The organism is Streptomyces sp. NPDC058000, from assembly GCF_042886435.1.
GTDB lineage: Bacteria > Actinomycetota > Actinomycetes > Streptomycetales > Streptomycetaceae > Streptomyces.
In genome coordinates, this window is record NZ_JBHVQS010000024.1 from 107,127 (window position 1) to 123,450 (window position 16,324).

General features: G+C 71.5%; 13 protein-coding genes and 1 pseudogene. 3 read left to right on the forward strand and 11 right to left on the reverse strand.

What is annotated here, in order from left to right; all coding sequences use genetic code 11:
• Window positions 1-17: 17 nt before the first annotated feature.
• Entirely contained in the window at window positions 18-218 is a 201-nt protein-coding gene (locus ACFVT2_RS23420) for a DUF397 domain-containing protein (RefSeq protein ID WP_390020954.1), read from the reverse strand.
• A gap of 10 nt (window positions 219-228) precedes the next feature.
• Entirely contained in the window at window positions 229-1,080 is an 852-nt protein-coding gene (locus ACFVT2_RS23425) for a helix-turn-helix domain-containing protein (RefSeq protein ID WP_390020956.1), read from the reverse strand.
• A gap of 162 nt (window positions 1,081-1,242) precedes the next feature.
• Between ACFVT2_RS23425 and ACFVT2_RS23430 the strand changes: the two genes are divergently transcribed.
• Window positions 1,243-1,572 (forward strand): hypothetical protein, encoded by a 330-nt coding sequence (locus ACFVT2_RS23430; RefSeq protein WP_390020959.1) that lies wholly within the window; start codon window positions 1,243-1,245, stop codon window positions 1,570-1,572.
• Window positions 1,573-1,621: 49 nt separating this feature from the next.
• On the opposite strand, the gene ACFVT2_RS23435 is transcribed toward ACFVT2_RS23430, so the two are convergent.
• The gene (locus ACFVT2_RS23435; protein WP_390020962.1) at window positions 1,622-3,460 is read right to left on the reverse strand and encodes a dihydroxyacetone kinase family protein; all 1,839 of its coding nucleotides are present in this window, start codon (window positions 3,458-3,460) and stop codon (window positions 1,622-1,624) included.
• A gap of 199 nt (window positions 3,461-3,659) precedes the next feature.
• On the opposite strand from ACFVT2_RS23435, the gene ACFVT2_RS23440 reads away from it, so the two are divergent.
• Window positions 3,660-4,943 (forward strand): MFS transporter, encoded by a 1,284-nt coding sequence (locus ACFVT2_RS23440; RefSeq protein ID WP_390020964.1) that lies wholly within the window; start codon window positions 3,660-3,662, stop codon window positions 4,941-4,943.
• A gap of 95 nt (window positions 4,944-5,038) precedes the next feature.
• Here the strand turns inward: ACFVT2_RS23440 and ACFVT2_RS23445 are convergent, their stop codons facing one another.
• The 3 genes from ACFVT2_RS23445 to ACFVT2_RS23455 form a co-directional block, all read right to left on the reverse strand.
• A complete protein-coding gene (locus ACFVT2_RS23445; protein ID WP_390020967.1) occupies window positions 5,039-5,254 on the reverse strand; it encodes an acyl-CoA carboxylase epsilon subunit in 216 nt (71 codons plus the stop codon).
• Between the two features lie 52 nt (window positions 5,255-5,306).
• The gene (locus ACFVT2_RS23450; protein WP_390020970.1) at window positions 5,307-6,890 is read right to left on the reverse strand and encodes an acyl-CoA carboxylase subunit beta; all 1,584 of its coding nucleotides are present in this window, start codon (window positions 6,888-6,890) and stop codon (window positions 5,307-5,309) included.
• Window positions 6,891-7,105: 215 nt separating this feature from the next.
• Window positions 7,106-9,595 (reverse strand): polysaccharide lyase 8 family protein, encoded by a 2,490-nt coding sequence (locus ACFVT2_RS23455; protein WP_390020972.1) that lies wholly within the window; start codon window positions 9,593-9,595, stop codon window positions 7,106-7,108.
• Window positions 9,596-9,882: 287 nt separating this feature from the next.
• Here ACFVT2_RS23455 and ACFVT2_RS23460 point away from each other — a divergent pair, with 287 nt between their 5' ends.
• The gene (locus ACFVT2_RS23460; protein ID WP_390020975.1) at window positions 9,883-10,491 is read left to right on the forward strand and encodes a YceI family protein; all 609 of its coding nucleotides are present in this window, start codon (window positions 9,883-9,885) and stop codon (window positions 10,489-10,491) included.
• Between the two features lie 205 nt (window positions 10,492-10,696).
• Here ACFVT2_RS23460 and cimA read toward each other — a convergent pair whose 3' ends face one another.
• From cimA to ACFVT2_RS23485, 5 genes and pseudogenes are all read right to left on the reverse strand, one after another.
• On the reverse strand, window positions 10,697-12,307 hold the full coding sequence (gene cimA, locus ACFVT2_RS23465; RefSeq protein WP_390020977.1) for a citramalate synthase: 1,611 nt from the start codon (window positions 12,305-12,307) through the stop codon (window positions 10,697-10,699).
• 281 nt (window positions 12,308-12,588) lie between these two features.
• Entirely contained in the window at window positions 12,589-13,905 is a 1,317-nt protein-coding gene (locus ACFVT2_RS23470) for an MFS transporter (protein WP_390020980.1), read from the reverse strand.
• A gap of 140 nt (window positions 13,906-14,045) precedes the next feature.
• A complete protein-coding gene (locus ACFVT2_RS23475) occupies window positions 14,046-14,663 on the reverse strand; it encodes a TetR/AcrR family transcriptional regulator (RefSeq protein WP_390020983.1) in 618 nt (205 codons plus the stop codon).
• A 37-nt stretch (window positions 14,664-14,700) separates the two neighbouring features.
• Complete coding sequence (locus ACFVT2_RS23480) at window positions 14,701-15,741, reverse strand: agmatine/peptidylarginine deiminase (RefSeq protein WP_390020986.1); 1,041 nt, start codon at window positions 15,739-15,741, stop codon at window positions 14,701-14,703.
• A gap of 183 nt (window positions 15,742-15,924) precedes the next feature.
• Window positions 15,925-16,324 (reverse strand): annotated as a pseudogene (locus tag ACFVT2_RS23485) (urease subunit alpha); the annotation flags it as partial.

Consider the following 16,324-nt stretch of genomic DNA (forward strand, 5'->3'; position numbering starts at 1 on the left):
GGTACTCGTCAGCCGCCTCAGTCGTCCACGAAGTGGTCGAACTCCCCGGCCTTGACGCCCAGGATGAACGCCTTGAGGTTGGCGGGGGTGGTGGTGAGGATGACGTCGGGGGCGTCGCTCTCGCGGAGTTTGATCGTGTCGCGGTCGGGGGCCGCTACGTAGAGGCACTGGGCGCCCTCGCCACTGAACGAAGACTTCTGCCACTCGTGCATGGGCATGGCGTTCCTCTCAGACGTTCTTTGCGATCCGGTGGATCAGATCACGCGACTTGGCTGGTGTGAGAGCTCGGGATTCCAAGTAGTCCAGCACAGTCCGGTACTTCTCCAACTGATCCTCGGCGTGCATGAAATCACAGCCGTACTCGGTATCGACTTCGACGGTATCCAGTCCAGGAACTGGGCCGGAGGCGTAGACGTATGGCTGACCAGACACGGGAACTGAAGCGTCACCGAACGGGATGACGACGACCGAGATGTGGTCGTGTTCGCTCATCTCGGCAAGGTAGTTGAGCTGACCGCGAGACGTTTCAGGACCTCCGAAGCCCATCCTCAGGGCAGCCTCATGGACGATCGCGGTGTACGGAGTCGGCCGATCGCCAAATAGCACCACTTGCCTTCTGATGCGGAAGGAGGTGCGGTGCTCCAATTCGTGCGCCGGCAAAGGGGGAACATTCGCACGGAAGGTCGCGCGTGCGTGCTCCGGCGTCTGTAGCAGCCCAGGCATGTGGATCACGACTGCTACGCGCAAGGCCGTCGCGGAGTGCTCAAGCTCCGCTACATCGACCAGTCCACCAGGCAGGAACTCGCGGTACTCCTCCCACCAGCCCCGCGTCCGCCCTCCGGTCATCCGAGCGAGTCCCTCGATGTAGTCCAGATCCGCGCAGCCATAGCCCGCCGCGAAGGCCCGCACCCGATCGGCACTCACTGCGTGACGGGCCGCTTCGATGTTGCTGATCTGCGCTGGCTTGATGCCAAGACGGTTGGCCGCGTCACTCGACGAGAGACCCGCTCGTTCCCGCAGTCTCCGCAACTCAAGGGCAAGTCGCTGCTGCCGCAGGGTGACTGGCTTGCTCGACGGCATCCGCTTCCCTCTCCTCACCTGGCGGGAACGACCGCCGTCACCCACACAGGTGGACTATAAATTCTTCTACTCGGCACTAGAGCAATATATATCCAACTGGGCTACCGTGTGTGACGTGAGCCACTCCACCGGCTCCCCCAACTCCCCGAGCAGGAGGACTTGATGGAAACCGTAGCGTCACAGGCCAACAACCCCGAGCACACGGGAACCCTCCACCCCGAACTCGTCAGCATGGCGAACGAGTTGGCCCCGCGGCTGTTCGCCGTCGCGCAGCAGTACCCCGTCGGGGGCGGGGAGTTCGACGGGCATATCGCCGCCTGGGGGCTGGCGTACGAGGACGGCCGGGCGCAGGTGATCAGCGCCGGCGGCCGGGCGTATTACAGCCTCAGCTCGCCGGAGAGCGCGGTGCGGTGGTTCGGGAAGCCGGCGGATACGCAGGCGTGGCTCATCTGGCCGGGGGCGGGGAGCGACTCCGGGAAGCGCTCCGCCTGACGCTCGGCGCACGTCGAGCGTCAGGCGGTCGGCGGTCGGCGGTCGGCGGTCAGTTCAGCGTGGTGCCGATCGCTGTGAGGAGTAGGGCGAGGGAGACCGCGCCGGCGTCCGGGTGGCCGTAGCCGAGCGTGCCCATGCGGGCGGCGCGGCCGCGGGCCGGGGTGAGGTGGGCGGTGTCGGCGGCGGCCCGGGTGGCCGCCTCCGCGGCGGCCCGCCATGCCTTGGGCAGGCCCTCCGCCATGCGGGCCCGCAGTTCCCGGCGGAACGGGTCCAGGGCGTCCAGCATGGTCTTCTCCCCCACCTCGGCGCCGCCGAGTTCGGCGACGGCCCGTTGGGCGGCGTCCATCGCGTCGGCGAGCAGTTCGGCGCCGCGGGCACCGTCCGAGGCCCGGGTGAGGACGGCGCCGGTCTCGGCGAGCAGGGCGCCGTAGAGCGCGCCGGACGCGCCGCCGGAGGCGTCGGCGAGCGCCAGGCCGGCGGCGAGCAGCGCGGCCCCGGCGGACCGCGGGTCGTCGGCCGGTCCCGGCTCGGCCTTCCGGGCCGCCGCGGCGGCGGCCCGCAGCCCCCGGACGATGCCGATGCCGTGGTCGCCGTCGCCGGCGACCGCGTCCAGCCGCCCCAACTCGTCCTCGTTGGCGGCGACCAGCTCCAGGGCGGCATGCAGCGCCGCCGCGACGGGCATGCCCCCGGTGGGGGAAATGTCGTCCCGTAGGGGTTGCGCCGCGGCGTCCCGTACGGGAGCGGCGAGGGCGCCCCGCTCGTCGTCCCCGTCCGCCCGCTCATCGGCCCGGTCCGCCCGCCCATCGGCCCGGTCCGTCCGCTCGTCGTCGCCGTCCGCGTACGTGCCCGGCAGGCGGCGGAACGCCGGGGTGTCGCACGGGGCGTCGTAGAGCGCGGCCAGTTCGTCGTCGAGGAGCATCAGCGACAGCGAGACGCCCGCCATGTCGAAGGAGGTCACGAACTCGCCGACCTCGGGCCGGAACGGGCGCAGGCCGGCCTCCCGTAGGCGGTGGTCGACCTGCCGGTAGACGACGAACAGTTCCTCGTACTTGGTGCGCCCCAGGCCGTTGAGGAGGACCGCGACCCGGCCGCGGCCGCCGGCCGGGGGCTCGGGGAGTTCGGGCAGGAGGTTGCCGACGAGTTCGTCGGCCAGTTCGGCGGCGGTGAGGTGGCGGGTGGTGCGCAGGCCCGGTTCGCCGTGGATGCCCATGCCGAGTTCGGTGGTGCCGGCGTTGACGGTGAACAGCGGCTCGGCCGCGCCCGGGAGCGTGCAGCCGGCGAAGGCGGCGCCGAAGGTGCGGGTCAGGGCGTTGGCGCGGGTCGCGATCCGGGTGACGGCGGCCAGGTCGTCGCCGCGTTCGGCGGCCGCGCCCGCGACCTTGAAGACGAAGAAGTCGCCGGCCACGCCGCGGCGGTCCCGGGACGGGTCGATCGGCTGCCCCTCGACCGGCGGCGGCCCGCTGGCCACGTCGTCGGTGACCAGTACGGTGCGGGTCGCGACGCCCTCGGCGGCGAGCCGGCGGGCGGCCAGGCCGAAGTGCATGACGTCGCCCGCGTAGTTGCCGTAGCAGAGCAGGACGCCGGCGCCGCCGTCCGCGGCCCGGGCGGTGCGGTAGACCTGCTCGGCGCTGGGGCTGGCGAACACGTCGCCGACCGCCGCGGCGTCGGCCAGGCCGGGGCCGACCAGGCCGGCGAAGGCGGGGTAGTGACCGGAGCCGCCGCCGATGACGAGTGCGACCTTGCCGGGACGGGGCGCGTGCCGGCCGACCACTCCGTAGGCGCCCGGGACGCGGCGGACCGTGCGCGCGTAGGCGTCGGCCAGTCCTTCCAGCCAGTCCTCACGGAAGGTCTCGGGGTGGTGTCCGAGGCCGGCGTGTTCGGTGGTCATCAGGCACACTCCTTTGTTTCTGTCCCTGTTGGATTTAACACCCAGATCACAGATGCGTCACCCCTGGCGGCCAAAAACACCGGCAATCCCGTGAGAAGCGCCGCCAAGAATTCCCTGCATCACACCTTGCATGTGAAGTTCACAGGATTCATGCTGCTCCCATCACACCCGCCCCACCCGCACCCGCCGGAGGCGCGCCATGGCACCACCCACTCTCCTCGACCGGATCGGCATCCCCAAGGCACTGGTCTTCGGCTATCTCGGCGTGTTGCTGTTCATGGTCGGCGACGGGGTGGAGTCCGGCTTCATCGCGCCGTTCATGGCCGACCACGGCGCCGGCACCGAGGTCCGCGCCTCCTACGTCATCACCGCCTACGGCGTCACGGTGATGCTCGCCTCCTGGCTCTCCGGCGCACTCTCCGACCTGTGGGGCCCGCGCCGGGTGATGCAACTGGGCCTGGCCGTCTGGATCGTCTTCGACGTCCTCTACCTCACCCTCGCGCTCGGCCCCCGGAACTACCCGCTGATGCTGGTCTTCTACGGCCTGCGCGGCTTCGGCTACCCGCTCTTCGCGTTCGGCTTCCTGGTCTGGATCACCGCCACCGCGCCCGCGGCCCGGATGGGCACCGCGGTCGGCTGGTTCTACGTCGCCTTCACCGGCGGGCTGCCCACCCTCGGCTCGCTCGTCGCCGGCGCCACCAACCCCTGGTTCGGCCCCTTCGGCACCCTCTGGATCGCCCTCGGCATCATCGCCGTGGGCGGTGCCTGCTGCCTGCTCGGCGTCCGCGAACGCACCGGTTTCGCCCGGCTCGCCCCGCCGGACGTCCGCCCCGTCCCGTCGCTGGTCTCCAGCCTCTCCATCGCCTGGACGCACCCCAAGGTCGCCGTCGGCTGCGTCGTCCGCATCATCAACACCGCCCCGGAGTTCGGCTTCCTGGTCTTCCTGCCGACCTTCTTCGGCAAGGAACTGGGATTCGGCGAGGGCCGCTGGCTGACCCTGCTCGCCGTCATCTACGGCACCAACGTCTTCTGCAACCTGCTCTTCGGCGTCATCGGCGACAAGATCGGCTGGCGCCGCACGATCGCCACCTTCGGCGGCCTGGGCTGCGCGGTGACCACCCTCACCCTGTACTTCGTCCCCAAGGCCGTCGGCTCCCACTACGGGGTCGCCCTGGTCGTCGGCATGCTCTACGGCGTCACCCTCGCCGGCTTCGTCTCCATCTCCGCGCTGGTACCGGCGCTCGCTCCGGACAACAAGGGCGGCGCGATGGCGCTCCTCAACCTCGGCGCGGGCGGCGCGGCGTTCGTCGGCCCCGCCATCGTCAGCGTCTTCCTCGACCCGCTGGGCCCCGCCGGGGTCGTCCTCATCTTCGCCGGGCTGTACGTCGTCGCGGCGGTGCTGACGCTGTACCTGAAGCTGCCGGATGCGCCGGGGGCACGGCCTGAGGAAGCCCCCTCCCCCGCCGCGGTGGCGCGGAGTTGAGGGTTCCGCCGCCACGGCGCGCGCAACCACAACGCACGACGGCCCCCGCACTTCCGTGTGGGGGCCGTCGTGTGGACGTCAGGGTCGGCGTCGCGTCAGCGTTGCCAGCTGGTGGCGGCGTGGAAGCCCATCTGGCGTTCCAGGCGGCGCCAGCGGGCGGCCGTGGGGCGCGGGCCGGTCGAGGCCGACGGCCGGTGCGCGGCGCGGGCCAGGAGGACGGCGGTCAGGGCGGCGAGCTCCTCCTCGCTGGCCTGGCCCTTCTCGACGCGGATGGGAGCGGCGGTGACGGCACTGGCATGAGCAGGGTTCACGGCGGTCTCGATTCTCCGTGGCGGGGTGTGGGGAAGTACGTGCGCGGCGGGGCTACTGCGGCGGGTTGCCGTGCTTGCGGGCCGGCAGGTCCGCGTGCTTGGTGCGCAGCATCTCCAGGGCGCGGACGAGCGTGCGACGGGTGTCGGTCGGGTCGATGACGTCGTCGACCAGGCCGCGCTCGGCCGCGTAGTACGGGTGCATGAGCTCGGACTTGTACTCCTTGACCATGCGGGTGCGCATGGCTTCGGAGTCGTCCGCCTCGGCGATCTGCTTGCGGAAGATGACGTTGGCCGCGCCCTCGGCGCCCATCACGGCGATCTCGTTGGTGGGCCAGGCATAGGTGAGGTCGGCGCCGATGGACTGGGAGTCCATGACGATGTAGGCGCCGCCGTACGCCTTGCGCAGGACGATGGAGATCCGCGGGACGGTGGCGTTGCAGTACGCGTAGAGCAGCTTGGCGCCGTGCCGGATGATGCCGCCGTGTTCCTGGTCGACGCCGGGCAGGAAGCCGGGGACGTCCAGGAGCGTGACGATCGGGATGTTGAACGCGTCGCACATCTGGACGAAGCGGGCGGCCTTCTCGGACGCCTCGATGTCCAGGACGCCGGCCAGCGACTGCGGCTGGTTGGCGATGATGCCGACCACCCGGCCGTCGAAGCGGGTCAGCGCGCAGATGATGTTGGTGGCCCAGCGCTCGTGGACCTCCAGGTACTCGCCGTCGTCGACGATCTCCTCGATGACCTTGCGCATGTCGTACGGGCGGTTGCCGTCCGCCGGGACCAGGTCGAGCAGCGCCTCGCAGCTGCGGTCGGCGGGGTCCTCGCAGGCCACCGTCGGCGGGTTCTCCCGGTTGTTGGCGGGGAGGAGCGACAGCAGGTAGCGGACCTCTTCGAGGCAGGTGACCTCGTCGTCGTAGGCGAAGTGCGCGACGCCGGAGGTCTCGGCGTGCACGTCGGCGCCGCCCAGGCCGTTCTGGGTGATCTCCTCGCCGGTGACGGCGCGGACCACGTCGGGGCCGGTGATGAACATCTGTGAGGTCTCACGGACCATGAAGACGAAGTCCGTGAGGGCCGGCGAGTAGGCGGCACCGCCGGCGCACGGGCCGAGCATGACGCTTATCTGCGGGATGACACCGGACGCCTTGGTGTTGCGCTGGAAGATGCCGCCGTAGCCGGCGAGCGCGGAGACGCCTTCCTGGATGCGGGCGCCGGCGCCGTCGTTGAGCGACACCAGGGGCGCACCGGCCTGGATGGCCATGTCCATGATCTTGTGGATCTTGGTGGCGTGGGCCTCGCCCAGCGCACCGCCGAAGATCCGGAAGTCGTGCGCGTAGACGAAGACGGTCCGGCCGTGGACCGTGCCCCAGCCCGTGATCACACCGTCCGTGTACGGCTTCTTGGACTCCAGGCCGAAACCGGTGGCGCGGTGCCGGCGCAGCGGCTCGACCTCGTTGAAGGAACCCTCGTCCAGCAGCAGGTCGATCCGCTCGCGGGCCGTCAGCTTGCCCTTGGCACGCTGCGCTTCGGTGGCTCGCTCGCTGGGGCCTCGCCGCACCTGCTCACGGATCGCGTGCAGTTCGGCGACGCGCCCGCGGGCATCGTTGGCGCCGGCGGGCACATCTTCGACAGTGGTCATGTATCGACGGTACGTGGGCGAGGGCTCCCACACCGATGTCGGTTTCGTACAACGTCGGGCGCGATTTCGTGGGCAGGCAGTACAGAACCGCGCTGACCGTGGCCCTCCTACTGGGCTGTGGCGGGGTGGACGCGGTGTCCAGCGTCTGTGTGGTGCCGACAAACGCCAGCCGGGTGATGTTGTGTCGGTCAACGGTTGGCGGCGGGGCGCGGCGGTCAGCGCAGCAGCACGGTGCAGGTGTGGGTGGCGCAGGCGGTGCCGGGGGTCAGGCGGAGGCGGAGGGTGTCGCCGGCGGCCAGGACCTCGACGGCCGGGTCGTGGCGGAGGACCGCGCGGACCGGCCGGGACCAGGTGAGCTCCAGGGTGTCGCCGGTGCGGGTGGGGGCCGCGGCGCACACCGTCGCGGTCCGGCCGTCCGGGCCGGGGGTGCGGCGTTCGTGGAGCAGCACGCTGGCCGGGCCGTCGGCGGCCAGCGGGCCCGCGGTGCCGGCCCGCCAGAAGTTGGCGGCGGTTACGCCGAGCGGGTCCACGGCGATCGCCTGGTGGTCGGTGTCGTTGGCGAGGACGGTCAGCCAGTGCCGGTCGGCGGCGCGGGCGGCGAGGGCGCTCCGGGTGGCACCCGGCATCAGGAGGTAGGCGTAGTCGGCGTCGGTGGGGTCGGTGCCGTGGTCGTGCCAGAGGGTGAGGTAGCGGCGGGTGTACGGGTCGGTGGTGGAGGTGGTGTTGATGTCCGACCAGCGGCCGGTCCGGTCCTCGCGGCGCACGTGGAGGGCGGCGCCACCGGGGAAGACGTAGCCGCCGTGGCCGGCGAGGTGGGCCCAGTGGGCGCGGCGGTGGACGGTGGTGCGGCCGAGGGCGGTGGGCCGGGGGGTGCCGTCGACGGTGAGGGTGGCGGTGCCGTTCTCCCCCAGGTTGCGGTTGTCGACGATGGTTTCGGCGGGGACGCCGTCGCGGGCGGTGATGCCGGCGCCGAGGCAGACCAGGCAGTCGGCGAGGGCGAACCAGGACTTGCGGGCGGTGAGGGTGGAGGCGAGGCCGCGCAGGTCCTGGCCGAGGGCGGCGTAGGTGCCGTCGGTGGTGCCGCCGACCCAGCGGGCGGCGGGTTTGGGTTCGCCCCAGCCGCCGCCTTCGTTGTCGGCGAGCCGTCGGGTGGAGACGGTGGTGCCGGGGAGGCGGTAGGGGTCGACGGTGGGCCAGAAGGCGTCGGTGTACTGGTCGCCGGTGCGGCCGGCGGGCCACCAGTAGAGCATTCCGGCGCCGGTGTGCCAGCCGTGTGCGTTCTCGCCGTTGCCGTTCTCGTAGTAGGTGATGCGGTCGGAGGCCATGGCCAGGGCGGCGGTGAAGCCGGGGCGGCGGTGGACGGCGCGGTCCATGGCGGGGAAGAGGCGGTGGCCGACGGGTTCGGGGGCGGCGGGTGCGGGGCCGGCGTCGACGGCGGCGAGGCGGGCGAGGTCGGCGACGGCGTACTGGCGGTCGGTGAGCACGGGCAGGGTGCGGTCGCGGGCGATCCAGCCCTTGATCATGGCGTGCCAGCGGTTCCGTTCGGCGGTGCTCGCGCCCTCGGCGAGCAGGGCGATGGCGGCGATCAAAGCGTGGCCGTGGTAGTGGTCGCTGCGCAGGACGTGGCGTTCGTCGCCGCGGAGGTAACCGCGGCTGATGGCACGGCCGTTGACGCTGTCCATCATCAGGCCGTCGTGGAGCAGTGGCGCGTAGGCGTGTTCGACGCTGTCGAGGATGATCTGTCGGTTGGGGTCGGTGATGTCCCAGGTGGAGCCGTGCAGCAGGGTGAAGAGGCGGCCGAGGCCGTCGAGCAGGACGGCTCCGTAGGTGCCGGAGTAGGCGACCCAGGTGTGCTGGACGAAGGAGCCGTCGGCGTAGAGGCCGTCGCCCCGGGTGACGTAGGGGAAGACCGGGGAGAGCGCGTCGCGGGCCAGGGCGATCTTGGCGGGGGCGCGGCCGAGGACGCCGCGGAGGGTGACGACGCGGCAGAGGTCGACGCGGTTGGCGCCGGTGCTGGTGCCGGTGTAGGGGCCGAGGGCGCGGTCGGGGACGAAGTGGTCGACGGCGGCGAGGCAGCGGGCGCGGAGGTCGTCGCCGGTGCCGCCGGGGAGGTGTTCGTCGAGGACGGCGAGGGTGTCGAGGAGGAGTTTGGGGCTGCCGATCTGCCATTCCCACCAGTTGCCGTAGGGGGTGGTGGCGGGGTGGTAGACGGTGCGGTCGAGGTGGTCGAGGCCGGTGCGGACGGCGGTGGCGAGGTCCGGGTCGCCGGTGTGGCCGGTGCCGGGTTGGGCGTGGGCGAGGGCCATGGTGGCGAGTCGGTTGTAGCTGCGGGTGATGCCGGAGGGCGGATCGTAGGGGCTGTCGGGCCAGAGGGAGCCGGCGGTGGGGTGCATGGTGCGGTGGTAGGTGGCGGCCAGGTCGCCGGTCTCCTTCAGGGCGGTGGCGTAGGGGGCGGCGCCGGGGTCGTAGGCGGTGCCGAGGGTGAGGTCGCACCAGCGGCGGCGGAGGGTGGCGAAGGGGTCGGTGGGGGCGGTGGGGGCCATGGTGGCGCTGAGGTCGGTGGGGGCGGCGACCGCGGGCGCGGCTGCGGCTGCGGCGGGTGTCCGGCCGGCTTCGGTGCTCAGCGCGAGGGCCAGTGCGCTCGCGCCGGAGGCGGTGAGGAAGCCCCGGCGCGACCAGGCGGGCGGGGTGGCGGCGGGCGACATGGTCGCTCCTCTCCGTGGCGTCAACTGGGGTGTGGCGCTGCGCACTTGGGAGTTCCCGATGGTCTAGCACGGGGGCGCACGGGGCGGCAATGACCGTGCCGGCGGGCGGGTGCGGCACTCGTTCGGCGGAACCCCGGAACCTAAAGGTTGAAAATTGAACGAGATGCCGCTACCGTGAATCTCGTTGAACGTTAAACGATATGGATTCGTTGACGCGCGTTCGACGACCCGCGGACGCCTCCCCGCCCGCACCCCTCGCCCCCCACTCCGTCCCCCGAGGAGAAGTCATGTCGCTGTTCCGCAAGCGCACCGCCGCCGCCCCCGCCGCTGCCGCCGTCCTGGACGTGGACCCCGCCCTGGCCGCCCTGACCGGCGACTACACCATCGACCCGGCCCACAGCAGCATCGGTTTCACCGTCCGGCACGCCATGGTCACCAACGTCCGCGGTTCCTTCGGCGAACACGAGGGCGTGCTGACGCTGGACGGCAGCAACCCGGCCGCGTCCGCCGCGCGCATCGACGTCAAGATCGCCAGCATCGACACCGGCATCGCCGACCGCGACGGCCACCTCAAGAGCCCCGACTTCTTCGACGCCGAGCAGTTCCCGCTGATGACCTTCCGCTCCAGCGCCGTCGAGCAGCTGGACAGCGAGACGTACCGCCTCACCGGCGATCTGACGATCAAGGACGTCACCCGCCCGCTCGCCATCGACCTGGAGTTCAACGGCGCGGCCACCGACGTCTACGGCGCCCAGCGCGTCGGCTTCGAGGGCAGCGCCGAGATCCTGCGCTCCGAGTGGGGCCTGACCTGGAACGCGGCGCTGGAGACCGGCGGCGTGATGGTCAGCGACAAGGTCAAGCTGGTCTTCGACATCTCGGCGGTGCGGGCGGGCTGAGGGGGGCGGGTGGGGGGCCTCCGCCGCGTTCCTGGCAGGGCCCCTCCCTCTCCCCAACCGGGGGACCCCCCAACCCAGGAACCCCCACCCCACAGCAAGGCCCCTCCCCCGCCTCCACCGCGCATGCGGCGAAGGTAACGCTGCGCACCGACCGTCGCCGGCGCCTGTGGATAACCGTGGCGCGGACGCGCCACGGTCGGTTCGGCTACTCCTGGGGCTCGACCCCGGCGCGCAGCAGCCCGTAGGCGTAGGCGTCGTCCAGCGCCTGCCAGGACGCCGCGATGACGTTCTCGGCGACGCCGACCGTGGACCATTCCCCGCGGCCGTCGCTGGTGGAGACCAGGACCCGGGTGATCGAGCCGGTGCCGAGGGCGCCCTCCAGGATGCGGACCTTGTAGTCCACCAGCTCCATCGTGGCCAGTTGGGGGTAGATCCGCTCCAGGGCCACCCGCAGCGCCCGGTCCAGCGCGTTGACCGGGCCGTTGCCCTCGGCGGTGGCCACGATCCGCTCGCCCTTGGCCCAGAGCTTCACGGTCGCCTCGTTGGCGTGGGTTCCGTCGGGCCGGTCCTCGACGATGGCGCGCCAGGACTCGACGGTGAAGTAGCGCAGCGGTCGGCCGTTCGCCTCCTCCCGGAGCAGCAGCTCGAACGACGCGTCGGCGGCCTCGTAGGTGTAGCCGGCGAGTTCCCGTTCCTTGACCCGTGCGACGACCCGGCCGACCAGCTCCCGGTCGTCGCCCAGGTCGATGCCGAGCTCCTTGCCCTTGAGCTCGATCGAGGCGCGGCCGGCCATGTCGGAGACCAGCATCCGCATGGTGTTGCCGACCTGGGCGGGGTCGATGTGCTGGTAGAGGTCCGGGTCCACCTTGATCGCGGAGGCGTGCAGCCCGGCCTTGTGGGCGAACGCGGAGACCCCGACGTAGGGCTGGTGGGTGGACGGGGTGAGGTTGACGACCTCGGCGATGGCGTGCGAGACGCGGGTGGTCTCGGCGAGCTTGCCGGGCGGCAGGACCTGGCGCCCGTACTTCAGCTCCAGGGCGGCGACGACCGGGAAGAGGTTGGAGTTGCCGACCCGTTCGCCGTAGCCGTTGGCGGTGCACTGGACGTGGGTGGCGCCGGCGTCGACCGCGGCCAGGGTGTTGGCGACCGCGCAGCCGGTGTCGTCCTGGGCGTGGATGCCGAGTCGGGCGCCGGTGTCCGCGATGACGGTCCGGACGACGGCGGTCACCTGCGCCGGGAGCATCCCGCCGTTGGTGTCGCAGAGCACCACGACGTCGGCGCCGGCCTGGCTGGCGGTGCGCACGACTTCTTCGGCGTAGGCCGCGTCCAGCGCGTAGCCGTCGAAGAAGTGCTCGCAGTCGAGGAAGACCCGGCGGCCGTGGGAGCGCAGGTACGCGACGGTGTCGCGGACCATCGCGAGGTTCTCCTCGGGCGTGGTGCGCAGCGCCAGTTCGACGTGGCGGACGTGGGACTTGGCGACCAGTGTGATGACCGGGGCCTGCGAGGCCAGCAGTGCGGCGACCTGCGGGTCGTCCTCGACGCGGACGCCGGCCTTGCGGGTGGCGCCGAAGGCGACCAGCTGGGCGTGCCGGAAGTCGATCTCCTCGCGGGCGCGCTGGAAGAACTCGGTGTCCCGCGGGTTGGCGCCCGGCCAGCCGCCCTCGATGAAGCCGACGCCGAAGTCGTCCAGATGCCGGGCGATGGTCAGCTTGTCGGCGACGGTCAGGTTGATGCCCTCGCGCTGTGCACCGTCGCGCAGCGTGGTGTCGAATACGTGGAAGTCGTCGGGGACGGCAGCTTCGGGTACGTCCGTCATGCTGGTCTGGCTCCTGTCGGGTCTCGGTCTACCGGAATGCCCGGTTCCACCGTCCCTCCATGATCCCTCGCGCTGCGTCTCCGGTGGCGGGTGGGCCGGGAAACGAAAAAACCCCTCGCGGGTGCGAGAGGTCTGCGCGCGGGTCTGGGACGACGATGGCCGCGCCGTACTCGGGTCGTACGGGCGGTCACTGCGGACCGGCGCGCCTGCTGCCAATAATCATGGCGAACGAGAGCACGGGGGCAGTCTGGCACACGACCGCCCCCGCCAACCCGTCCGTCTCAGGATGCGAGCACGCGCTCGGCGGTGCCGTCGCCGGCCCCCTTGCCGACCCGGTGCAGGTCGATGGTCCGGGTCTCCCGCATCGTCAGGTAGACGACCAGCGAGACCGCGGCGCAGCCGGAGACGTACCAGTAGAAGCCGGACTCGATGCCGCCGTTCTTGAACCACAGGGCGACGTACTCGGCGGTGCCGCCGAAGAGGGCGTTGGCGATGGCGTACGGCAGGGCGACGCCCAGCGCGCGGATGCCGGTCGGGAACAACTCGGCCTTCACACAGGCGTTGATCGAGGTGTAGCCGGTGACCACGACCAGGGCCAGCAGTGACAGGCCCAGGGCCGGCCAGAAGGAACCGGCGTGCTTGAGCAGCGTCATGATCGGCACGGTCAGGAAGGTCGAGCCGATGGCGAAGGTGATCAGCAGCGGACGGCGGCCGATCCGGTCCGACAGCTTGCCGGCCAGCGGCTGGAGGCACATGAAGAGGAACAGCGCGCAGAAGCTCACCAGGGAGGCGGTCGGCTTGGACAGTCCGGCGCTGCCGGAGAGGTACTTGGTGAGGTAGGTGGTGTACGTGTAGTAGGCCACCGTGCCGCCCATGGTGAGCGCGATGACCAGGAACGCCTCGCGCTTATGGGCCCACAGGGCCTTCATGGTGCCGCGGTCGGGGTCGGTCTGGGCCTGGTCGTCGTCGGCGTAGACCTCGGTCTCCAGCATGCTGCGGCGCAGGTAGAAGACGATGCCCGCGCCGAGCGCGCCGACGATGAACGGGATCCGCCAGGCCCAGCTGTGCAGCGCCTGCTCGGACATGCTGCGCTGGAGGATGATCTGGAGGCCCAGGCCCAGCAGCTGGCCGGCGGTCATCGACACGTACTGGAAGCTGGAGGCGAAGCCGCGGCGCTCCGGTGCGGACGCCTCGGTGAGGTAGGTGGCGCTGGCCGCGTACTCGCCGCCGACCGACAGTCCCTGGAGCATCCGGGCCACGAGCAGCACCGCGATCCCGCCGTAGCCGGCGACCGCGTAGGTGGGGGCGATGGCGATCAGGACGGCCGAGGCGGACATCAGGCTCACGGTCAGGGTGAGCGCGGCCTTACGGCCCCGGCGGTCGCCGATCCGGCCGAGCAGCCAGCCGCCGACCGGGCGCATGAAGAAGCCGACGGCGAAGATCCCCATGGTGTTCATGAGGTTGGCGGTGTCATTCCCCTTGGGGAAGAACGCATCGGCGAAGTACACCGCGAAGCTGGCGTAGACGAACCAGTCGAACCACTCGACCATGTTGCCGGCCGAGCCGACCCAGATCTTCTTCCATTGCTCTCGTCCCATAGCCGATCACGGTCGCGGACCGAGGGGCGGTCGGCAAGGGTCGGGGCGGCAACGATCGCGCGTACTTGCGTGCGTTGTGGTCACGGACGAGGGGTGCGGGCGGCGGCGGGCCGTTCCGGAGGCGGTCGGTCCGCCGGCGGTCAGTCCGTCGGCGGGGTGAGTGCTTCGTCGAGGAACTGTCGGACCTCGCGGCCCACCTGTGCGCGCTCGGTGCCGGGGAGGCCGACGACGAGGTGGGTGCCGAAGCCGTCGAGGAGGGCCCGGGTGCGGGTGGCGAAGCGCTCCGCGTCGACGGCCCGGAACTCGCCCCTGGAGGCGCCCTCGACCAGCAGGGCGACCAGGTCGCGGTGCCAGGCCAGCTCCAGGTCGAGCTGGCGCTCGCGGGTCTCCTCGTCGGCGTTCTGGGAGCGGACCCAGACCTCCAGCCACAGGGTCCAGCGCGGATCGCGGTGGCCTTCGGGGAGGTAGAGGTCGACCAGGGCGTCCAGGCGCTCCCGGACGGAGACCCGGCGGGCGAGGGCGGCCCGGCGCTCGGCGCCGAGCTGCTCCTCGCTCCACTGGAGGGTCTGGAACAGCAGCTCGTCCTTGGTGCCGAAGTAGTAGAGGATGTGGCCGCTGCTCATGCCGACCTCGCGGCCCAGTCCCGCCATGGTCAGCCGGTCCAGTCCCTCGGCGGCGATGGTGGCCATCGCCGCGGCCAGCACCTGTTCGCGCGGCTGGCTGAGCCGCCGCCGGGGACGGCGTACGGGACCGGGCACGGGGACCTCCGGGGTCGGCTGGTCGATCAGGGCTGCATCAGACCTTCGGCTGCTGCTGGGTGATGCAGTGGATACCGCCACCCGCTGCGAAGATCGTACGGGCGTCCACCAGGGTGACGGTGCGCCCGGGGAACAGTCGGCGGAAGATCGCGGCCGCCTCCTCGTCGCGCGGGTCGTCGAAGGCGCACAGCACGATGCCGTCGTTGCACTGCAGGTGGTTGATGTAGGAGTAGTCGACCAGCTCGCCGTCCTCCTCGATGACGGTCGGTGCCGGGATCTCCACGACCTCCAGCTGTCGGCCCCGGGCATCGGTGGCATCGCGCAGCACCTTGGCGATCTCGTTGCAGATCGCGTGGTCGGGGTGGTCGGGGTCGGGCTGGGTGTGGACCATGACCACACCGGGGCGGGCGAAGGCGGCGACGATGTCCACGTGGCCGCGGGTGCCGAACTGGCCGTAGTCGGCGTACAGGCCGCGCGGCAGCCAGATCGCCTTGGTCGTGCCGAGGTGGGCGTGTATCTCGGCCTCGACCTCTTCCTTGGTGCGGCCGGGGTTGCGGCCCGGGTCGAGCTGCACGGTCTCGGTGAGGAGCACGGTGCCCTCACCGTCGACGTGGATGCCGCCGCCCTCGTTGACCAGGGAGGTGGCGTAGCGGCGGGCTCCGGCGAGCCCGGCGACCTGTTCGGCGGTCTTCGCGTCGCGGTCCCAGGCGGCCCATTCCTGTGCGCCCCAGCCGTTGAACACCCAGTCCACGGCGGCGAGTTCGCCCTGGTCGTTGGTGAGGAAGGTGGGGCCGATGTCGCGCATCCAGGCGTCGTCGAGGGGGCGCTCGACCAGGTCGATGTCCGCGCCGAGCAGGGCGCGGGCGCCCTCCAGCTGGCCGGGGCCGGCCACCACGGTGACCGGCTCGTACTGCCGGACCGCTCGGGCGACCGCGGCCCAGGCGGTGCGGGCCTCGGCGAGCGTTTCGCCGCCCTCGGTGCCGAAGGTGAAGTTGGGGCCGGGCCAGGCCATCCAGGTGCGCTCGTGCGGGGCCCACTCGGGGGGCATGTGGAAGCCGTCGGCGGCGGGCGTGTTCATACGGGGGTCCTCGGTCCTCGGGGGTGCGCGCGGGGTCGCGGAACGGAAGGGGGTGGGGCGGGCGGCGTACCGGGGCGTCTGTAACGGTGTTACGGAGCGGCTGGTCCGGCGGCCCGGGCGTCGTCGGAGGAAGTCTCGTCGGAGGAGAACTCGTCGGTCGGAGGAGAACTCGTCGGAGGGGGTTCAGAGGAAGTAGAGCCTGGACAGCGAGACCGTGTCGGCCGGTTCGGAGCGCATCGGGTCGCCGTCGAGGGTGACCAGTCCGCTGCGTTCGTCGACCTGGACGTCGCCGACCCGGGCGTTGTGGATCAGGTTGCGGGGGCCGATGCCGCGGGTGCCGCGGACCGCGACCCGACGCCGGCGGGTGGGCATCCCGTCGCCGCCCCGCTCGACGGCGGCGCCGGCGACGAAGGCCACCGAGATCTCGGCCGGGGTCGCGCCGTGCGCCCCGAACTGCGGGCCGAGTACGAGGGGTTCGCAGGTGTCGGTGGCGGCGTTGGGGTCGCCGGTGACGCCGTAGGCGGGGAAGCCGGACTTGAGTACCAGCTGGGGTTTGGCGCCGAAGAACTGTGGCTTCCACAGG

Bases quoted from the DNA above. Each gene is read 5' to 3' on its own strand.
- ACFVT2_RS23480 (WP_390020986.1), bottom strand. From the start codon at position 15,741: ATGAACACGCCCGCCGCCGACGGCTTCCACATGCCCCCCGAGTGGGCC.
- ACFVT2_RS23435 (WP_390020962.1), bottom strand. From the start codon at position 3,460: ATGACCACCGAACACGCCGGCCTCGGACACCACCCCGAGACCTTCCGT.
- ACFVT2_RS23455 (WP_390020972.1), bottom strand. From the start codon at position 9,595: ATGTCGCCCGCCGCCACCCCGCCCGCCTGGTCGCGCCGGGGCTTCCTC.
- ACFVT2_RS23460 (WP_390020975.1), top strand. From the start codon at position 9,883: ATGTCGCTGTTCCGCAAGCGCACCGCCGCCGCCCCCGCCGCTGCCGCC.
- cimA (WP_390020977.1), bottom strand. From the start codon at position 12,307: ATGACGGACGTACCCGAAGCTGCCGTCCCCGACGACTTCCACGTATTC.
- ACFVT2_RS23420 (WP_390020954.1), bottom strand. From the start codon at position 218: ATGCCCATGCACGAGTGGCAGAAGTCTTCGTTCAGTGGCGAGGGCGCC.
- ACFVT2_RS23470 (WP_390020980.1), bottom strand. From the start codon at position 13,905: ATGGGACGAGAGCAATGGAAGAAGATCTGGGTCGGCTCGGCCGGCAAC.
- ACFVT2_RS23430 (WP_390020959.1), top strand. From the start codon at position 1,243: ATGGAAACCGTAGCGTCACAGGCCAACAACCCCGAGCACACGGGAACC.
- ACFVT2_RS23440 (WP_390020964.1), top strand. From the start codon at position 3,660: ATGGCACCACCCACTCTCCTCGACCGGATCGGCATCCCCAAGGCACTG.
- ACFVT2_RS23450 (WP_390020970.1), bottom strand. From the start codon at position 6,890: ATGACCACTGTCGAAGATGTGCCCGCCGGCGCCAACGATGCCCGCGGG.
- ACFVT2_RS23425 (WP_390020956.1), bottom strand. From the start codon at position 1,080: ATGCCGTCGAGCAAGCCAGTCACCCTGCGGCAGCAGCGACTTGCCCTT.